Genomic DNA, 7,525 nt, shown 5'->3' with positions numbered 1-7,525 from the left:
GATATGGCCCCCTTTCGACAAGTTGTTGTATAGCAACTCAACTTTAACCGATGTGGTCTTATCCTTCATCCTTTTTTATTCAACTGTCCAAGATGTATTGTACTCCTACAGCAAAGATTTGTTTTCGTTTGTCGGGGATATTGCTTTTTTGCCGCTAAAACGCTATAATCGCTATGTATATTATGTGCTTAGTAAAAAGAAAGATCGGAGGCGCACCATGCGCATCATTATTGTAGGCTGCGGTAAGGTCGGCACGGCGCTGGCGGAGCAGCTTTCCTCGGAAGGACATGACCTGACTCTGGTTGACTTGTCCGAACGTCATCTCACCGAGCTGACCAACACGCTGGATTTGACCTCAGTGACCGGCAGCGGCACGAGCTACCATGTATTGGAGGAGGCAGGCGTGCGGGAAACCGACCTGTTGATTGCTGTCACGACGCATGACGAGATCAATCTGCTCTCCTGCCTGATTGCCAGCAAAGCGGCAGGCTGTCACACCATTGCGCGTGTGCGCGACCCGGAATATGTGTCAGAGATCGGGTTTATCCGGGATGAACTGGGTCTATCCATGGTCATCAACCCGGAGTTGTCCACGGCGCGTGTGGTTTCACGCCTGATTCGTTTCCCGTCCGCTATCGGCGTGAGCACCTTTGCCAAAGGACGCATTGAGCTGCTCGATATCCGCATCCCTGACGGATCCCGTTTACACGGCATGGCGGTTTGCGATGTCAATCCGCTGCTTCACACCAATGCGTTGCTCTGCATGGTGCGCCGCGAGGGCCAGACGTTTATCCCAAAGGGGGATTTTATTCTATGCGCGGGCGACGATGTTACTGTGATCGTTCCGCCGCGTGAGCAGGCGGAATTTTTCCATCAGATTGGGGTGCCGAACGACCATATCCGGTCGGCAATGCTGATTGGCGGCGGAAAAATTTCTTATTTCCTTGCAAAAATGCTAATTGATGCCGGTATTTCGGTTAAAATTATTGAAAATCGTCTGGAGCGCTGCGAGGCCCTGTCCGAACTGCTGCCGGGTGCAACCATTATTCATGGTGATGGCACCGACCGCGATTTGCTGGATGAGGAAGGTCTGGCCAAGTGTGAGGCGTTTGCCGCACTGACCGGCATGGACGAGGAGAATATCCTGCTTTCGCTGCATGCGGGGCGACATTCCAAGGCGAAATTGTTCACCAAGGTCAACCGCGTGAACTTTGAAGAGGTCATTGAGAGCCTGCCCATTGGCACCGTCGTTCGCCCCAAGGTGACGACGGCTGAGTTGATTGGCCAGTATACCCGCGCGATGCAGAACTCCATGGGCTCCAATGTGGAAACGCTGCACCAACTCGGCGGCGCGGAGGCACTTGAATTTCGCGTGGCGGCGCATGATTTGATTGGAGTACCGCTGCAGGATATGCCCATCCGACCGGATGTGCTGCTATGCTGCATCAATCGCAAGGGACGCCGTATCATTCCGCGTGGGCGCGATGTGCTGCGGGAAGGGGATACCGTTATTGTGGTATCCACCCGGCGTGGTATGAATGACTTGCAGGATATTTTCCGGACGGACATGGCGGGGGATGCAGCGCAATGAATCATGCTATGGTACGCTACCTTATCGGCTGGATGCTGGGCGTGGAATCCCTGTTCCTGCTCCTTCCGATGCTGACCGCCATCCTGTACCGTGAGCATGTGGTGATGGCTTATTTGGCAACTGCCGTGATTTGTCTGGCGTTTTCCGCTCTATTTTGTCATAAAAGACCGAAAAATACCCGCTTTTACGCGCGAGAGGGCTTTGTTACCGTTGCGTTGTGCTGGATTGTGCTGGCACTGACCGGCGCGCTGCCGTTTTTGTTCAGCGGTGAAATCCCGTTTGTGGTGGACGCGCTGTTTGAAACGGTTTCCGGTTTTACCACCACCGGCGCCACTATCCTGAGCGATGTGGAAGCACTCTCGCACGCATCGCTGCTTTGGCGCAGCCTGACCCATTGGGTCGGCGGCATGGGTGTGCTGGTGTTCATGCTGATTGTGCTGCCGCTGGCGGGCGGACAGACCATCCACCTGATGCGCGCGGAAAGCCCCGGTCCGTCGGTCAACAAGCTCTCGCCCCATCTCCGTGACACTGCGATGTACCTGTACGGCATTTATTTCGGCATGACCGTGCTGGAGATTGTGCTGCTGATGCTGGGCGGTATGCCGTTGTTTGACGCGGCTTGTACCTCTATGGCAACCGCGGGCACAGGTGGCTTCGGTATCTGGAACAGCTCGATTGCATACTATGACAGCTATTATCTGCAAGGTGTTGTCACGATTTTCATGATTCTGTTCGGCATCAATTTCAGTGTTTACTTCCTGCTGCTCATGCGGCGCTGGAAAAACGCCTTTCGCATCGAAGAAGTGCGCGTGTATCTGGGCGTGATTATTGCTTCCTCGGTGCTAATTGCCATCAATGTCCGGCCGATGTTTTCAAACTTCTTCCAAAGTTTCCATCATGCCGCCTTTCAGGTGGCATCCATCATCACAACCACCGGCTTTTCTACCGTGGACTTTAATCAGTGGCCCGCATTCAGCAAAGCTTTGCTTGTGCTGCTCATGTTTATCGGCGCATGTGCCGGTTCGACCGGCGGCGGCATGAAATGCTCGCGTATTCTACTGATGTGCAAGAGTATTCGCAAGGAAATGCAGTTTCTGATCCATCCGCGGGCGGTGCGCGTCAATAAGATGGACGGTCGCCGCGTGCAGCATGAGGTGATGCGCTCGGTCAATGTGTTCATGATCGCCTATCTGCTGCTGTTCATCGTGTCCGTGCTGCTGCTGTCAATCACCAATGAAGAGCTTATCACCAACTTCACTGCCGTGGCGGCGACGCTCAACAACGTTGGCCCGGGTCTGGAGTTGGTCGGTCCGGCGGCAAACTTCGGCTTTTTCTCGCCCTTGAGCAAGATTGTCCTGATGTTCGATATGCTTGCGGGCCGCCTGGAAGTGTTCCCGATGCTGCTGCTGTTCGCTCCGGCGACCTGGCAGCGCGAAAAGTAAACTAAACAGAAAACGCTCGCTTGTGCGAGCGTTTTTTGTTATCTCGGTGGGCTGCTGATGGACTTCGCGGTCATCACACCCATTACCATGCGCCGCACCATATTTTGTATGGGGTAGCCTTTGCCTCTTGCGCCCCGAAAGCCGCAAGGGCGTGCGCCGGAAACCGACGCACGCCCCTGTTTTACAGTTCTCCTGTTTACTTGACAATCTCCTTGGCAGCAGCCATCAGCGCCTCCACCTTGGCAGCGGCATCTGCCTTGCTGTCGCCCTTGGCCATGATGTAAACCTTCACTTTAGGCTCGGTGCCGGACGGACGAATGATAAACGTTGTGCCGCCCTCCAGCTCATAATACATCACATTCTGGCCCTTCAGCTCCATCTGCTCGACCTTGCCATCCGCCATGCAGGTGCGTGTGCCGGGCATGTAGTCACGGGTATATTCCACCTTGTCCGGGCCGATCACCGTCAACGGCTTGTTGCGCAACTCGGCCATCAGCTCGTTCATGCGCTGCAAACCGGATACGCCGGGCATGGTGATCGAGATGGTATGCTCGCAATAGTAGCCGTATTTCTCGTACATTTCTTCCATTGCATCATACAGGGTCTTACCCTGTGTACGATAATAGGCCGCCATCTCCGCAATCAGCATGGAAGCGGTGACCGCGTCCTTATCGCGCGCATAGTCGCCGCACAGGTAACCGTAGGATTCCTCAAAGGCAAAGATATACTCGTGCGAGCCGGTCGTCTCGAACTGCTTGATCTTCTCGGCGAGGAACTTAAAGCCGGTGAATGTCTCAAAGCAGTCCACGCCGTTTTTGTTGGCCGCCGCGCGCGCCATCTCGGTGGTAACGATGGACTTCAGCACCGCCGGATGCGCGGGCATGGTGTTCGTCAGCTTCTTGGCGGTGATGATGTAATCGGTCAGCAGTACGCCCACCTGATTGCCCGACAGGGTGACATAATCGCCGGTCTTGTCCTTGAGGACGATACCGGTACGGTCTGCGTCCGGGTCAGTGCCGATGATGAGATCTACATTGTTCTGCTTTGCCAGTTCGATGGCGAGGTTAAAGCCTTCTTTGTACTCCGGATTCGGGTTTTTGACGGTCGGGAAGTCGCCGTCGATCTTCATCTGCTCGGGCTCACAAATGATGTGCTTGTAGCCCAGACGGCGCAGAATCTCGGGCACCAGACGGTAGCCCGCGCCGTGGAACGGGGTGTAGACCAGCTTAAACTCGTCCGCAACCTGCTTAACGCAATCCGGGTTGACCGCAACCTTGATGACCTCGCTGAGATATGCCTCGTCGGTTTCGCGGCTCAAAATACGAATCATACCGTCCGCAACCGCCTTGTCGTAATCCGCGGTTTTGACATCGGTGAAGATATCGGTTGCCGCCATTTCCTTGGCGACTACATCGGCCTCGGCGGGCGGAAGCTGCGCGCCGTCCTCCCAGTAAACCTTATAGCCGTTATATTCCTTGGGGTTGTGGGACGCGGTGATGTTGATGCCCGCAATGCAGCCATAATGGCGCACGGCAAAGGACAGCTCAGGCGTGGGGCGCAGTTCATCAAACAGCAGCGCCTTGATGCCGTTTGCCGCAAGGATGCAGGCGGATTGCTTGGCAAACTCAGGCGAGAAATGACGGCTGTCATAGGCGATTGCAACGCCGCGATCCATTGCGGCCTGTCCGTTGGAAACCACCAGATTGGCAAGACCCTGCGCGGCCTGCCCGACCGTAAAGCGGTTCATACGGTTCAGGCCGATACCCAGCACACCGCGTAGACCAGCGGTGCCAAATGACAGGGGCGCGAAAAAGCGGCTTTCGATCTCTTCGTTGTTATTTTCTACTGCGCGCAGTTCTGCGCGTTCTTCTTCTGAAAGCGCCTGACTGTCCAGCCAGCGCTTATATTCCGACATATAATCCATTGGTATTCACCTCATCCTGTTATTTGGCAAAAGCCACTAATTAAATTATACAATATCTGTCTGTCAATGCAAGGGGCATTGCGCGAATTCATACATATTCCATGCACTCCGGTATCTTTTCACAAATAACACCTTGATTTTTTGTGCATTTTCATGTAAATGTCCTTTGCAGCGGCACTTGCCAAACTGATGAATTTTTTGCGCAGCTTTTGTGCAGAATGACATGACCAATGGATTTCCATGCTTGTACTATGCGGGAAAATGCGGTATACTTCATTTATATGAAATTGACAGATAGAGGGGTTATTCTATGAAGCTGAAAACCCGGCTGGCCGTTGCGGTGTGCAAGGCCTCGGGTGCTGTTCTGCGCAAGCTCGGGCGCGGCGGCACCAATCTGCCCGGCAAGCTGGCGCTGAAAATCGACAAAAATATCCTCGGGGAGCTGTCGCGCGGCGTTAAGGTCACGGTTGTGACCGGCACTAACGGCAAGACCACGACCTCGCGCATGATTGAGCAGGCATTTGCCGATGCGGGTCTGAAATACTTTTCCAATAAATCGGGCGCAAACCTGCTGACCGGTATCATTGCCGTGTTCGCGCAGCACTGCACGATTTCGGGCAAATGCCCGTATACGCACGCGCTGATTGAGTGCGATGAGGCCGCTTTCCGCCGGACAAGTGCGTTTCTGCCGGTCGAGTGCCTTGTGGTCAACAACATTTTCCGCGACCAGCTCGACCGCTATGGCGAAATTACGCATACCTTAAACGCCATTCGCGAGGGCATTACCCATGTGCCGGATGCAACGCTATGCCTGAATGCGGATTGTTCACTGACCGCCTCGCTCGCGCAGAAAATCCCCAACAAGGTGGTGTGGTTTGGCGTTAATGTTCCGATTTACGAGAATGCGGCGCACGAACTGTCGGATGCGCCCTACTGCATCCACTGCAAAACCGAATACCAGTACGACTATATCACCTACGGCCACCTCGGCGGCTTCCGTTGCCCCAAATGCGGCTATCATCGGCATGAGCCGGATGTTGCGGTGACGAAAATTCTGTCCTCGGGCGCGGATTCGTCCGATATTGAACTTTCTATCTGCGGCCGCGTGCACGAGGTGCACGTCAATCTGCCGGGCGGCTACAATATCTATAACGCGGCGGCCGCGGCGGCGGCATCGCATGTAGTCGGCATCGACGAGGAGACGGCGGTCGGCGCGCTCGGTCAGTTCGAGTGCGGCTTCGGCCGCGCCGAGCAGTTTACGCTGGGCAAGGCGCAGGCGCGTATGATGCTGGTGAAAAACCCGGCGGGCTTCAATCAGGTCATCAACCTGATCGCCAACGACAAGGGGACCTGCAAGCTGGCTTTTCTGCTCAACGACCGCTTTGCGGACGGTACGGACATCAGCTGGATTTGGGATGTGGATTTTGAGGCGCTGGCCGAACAGGAAGCGCGGTTTACGCATATCCTGGTCTCGGGTGTGCGCGCGGATGATATGGCGCTCCGCCTGAAGTATGCGGGCTTTACGACCGACCGCATTGAGGTGATCCGAGAGTACGACGCACTGATCGAGCAGGTCGGCGCAGATGAAACACCCGCGTTCCTGATGCCGACCTATACCGCGATGTTTGATTTGCGCGGCGAGATTGCCAAGCATACCGACGTCAAGGCGTTCTATGAATAAAGGGGAGGGGACGACATGCAACTGAATATCTGCCATCTGTACCCCGATATTTTGAACCTGTACGGCGACCGGGGCAATATCATTACCATGAAGCGGCGGCTGGAGGCGCGCGGCATCGGGGTCACGGTGGAAGAGTGCTCCATCGGTCAGCCGATTGACATTGACAAATATGATATTTTCTTCATCGGCGGTGGACAGGATTTCGAGCAGGAGGTGCTGCTGCGCGACCTTGCTGCGGGCAAGGGCCGCGATATCTGTACCGCGGTTGAGGAGGGCAAGGTGTTCCTTGCCATCTGCGGCGGCTACCAGATGCTGGGGCAGTACTACAAAACGTGGGACGGCAACCAGTTGGACTTCATCGGCGCCATCAATGTGCATACGATTGGCGCGAAAGAGCGCATGATTGGCAACTATATGTACCGTACCACGCCCGAAAGCGGTGGTTCGATTGTGGTTGGATTTGAGAATCACTCGGGCAAGACCTATCTTGGTGAGGACGTGGCCCCGCTGGGCATGATGCTCAAGGGCTATGGCAATAACGGGGAGGACCAGACCGAGGGCGCGCGCTACAAAAATGTGTTTGCAACCTATTCGCACGGCTCGCTTTTGCCCAAGAATCCTGCGCTGTGCGATTTCATTCTGCATGCCGCGCTGCGCCACAAATATGATGGCGCGGAACCGCTCACGCCGCTCGATGACACGCTGGAAAACCGCGCGCATGACTATATGGAAGAGCGACTGCGCCGGGGCTAAGCCCTGTGCGTGGGTTTGTCCGAGTTGTAGGTTTGTCAAACATATTGGACAGAGAACTCTAAGGGAGAAAACCAACCTAGAGGCCTCATGGGAAAGTTGTTGGAGTGGCGATTATGGATAGCGAGCTGCTTGGC

General features: G+C 55.1%; 5 protein-coding genes. 4 read left to right on the top strand and 1 reads right to left on the bottom strand.

Going from position 1 to position 7,525, the window contains the following annotated elements; genetic code table 11:
* The first annotated feature begins 217 nt into the window (after positions 1 to 217).
* Positions 218 to 1,591 (top strand): Trk system potassium transporter TrkA, encoded by a 1,374-nt coding sequence (trkA, locus tag ACTQ3V_RS14950; RefSeq protein WP_441468213.1) that lies wholly within the window; start codon positions 218 to 220, stop codon positions 1,589 to 1,591.
* Positions 1,588 to 3,033 carry a TrkH family potassium uptake protein gene (locus tag ACTQ3V_RS14945; RefSeq protein ID WP_441468212.1) on the top strand — a complete coding sequence of 482 codons (1,446 nt, stop codon included), beginning with the start codon at positions 1,588 to 1,590 and terminating at the stop codon, positions 3,031 to 3,033. Before trkA ends, ACTQ3V_RS14945 begins: the two co-directional genes overlap by 4 nt.
* A 196-nt stretch (positions 3,034 to 3,229) precedes the next feature.
* On the opposite strand, the gene ACTQ3V_RS14940 is transcribed toward ACTQ3V_RS14945, so the two are convergent.
* Positions 3,230 to 4,957 carry a phospho-sugar mutase gene (locus ACTQ3V_RS14940; protein WP_441468211.1) on the bottom strand — a complete coding sequence of 576 codons (1,728 nt, stop codon included), beginning with the start codon at positions 4,955 to 4,957 and terminating at the stop codon, positions 3,230 to 3,232.
* A gap of 310 nt (positions 4,958 to 5,267) precedes the next feature.
* On the opposite strand from ACTQ3V_RS14940, the gene ACTQ3V_RS14935 reads away from it, so the two are divergent.
* Positions 5,268 to 6,638 (top strand): MurT ligase domain-containing protein, encoded by a 1,371-nt coding sequence (locus ACTQ3V_RS14935; protein WP_441468210.1) that lies wholly within the window; start codon positions 5,268 to 5,270, stop codon positions 6,636 to 6,638.
* Between the two features lie 15 nt (positions 6,639 to 6,653).
* The gene (locus ACTQ3V_RS14930) at positions 6,654 to 7,391 is read left to right on the top strand and encodes a type 1 glutamine amidotransferase (protein ID WP_441468209.1); all 738 of its coding nucleotides are present in this window, start codon (positions 6,654 to 6,656) and stop codon (positions 7,389 to 7,391) included.
* Positions 7,392 to 7,525 lie beyond the last annotated feature (134 nt).

Origin of the sequence: Candidatus Agathobaculum pullicola, assembly GCF_052117205.1 — a bacterium.
Classification (GTDB): Bacteria; Bacillota; Clostridia; order Oscillospirales; family Butyricicoccaceae; genus Agathobaculum; species Agathobaculum pullicola.
Note: the sequence above shows the minus strand (reverse complement) of the source record. Positions and strands in the feature narration are given on the sequence as shown.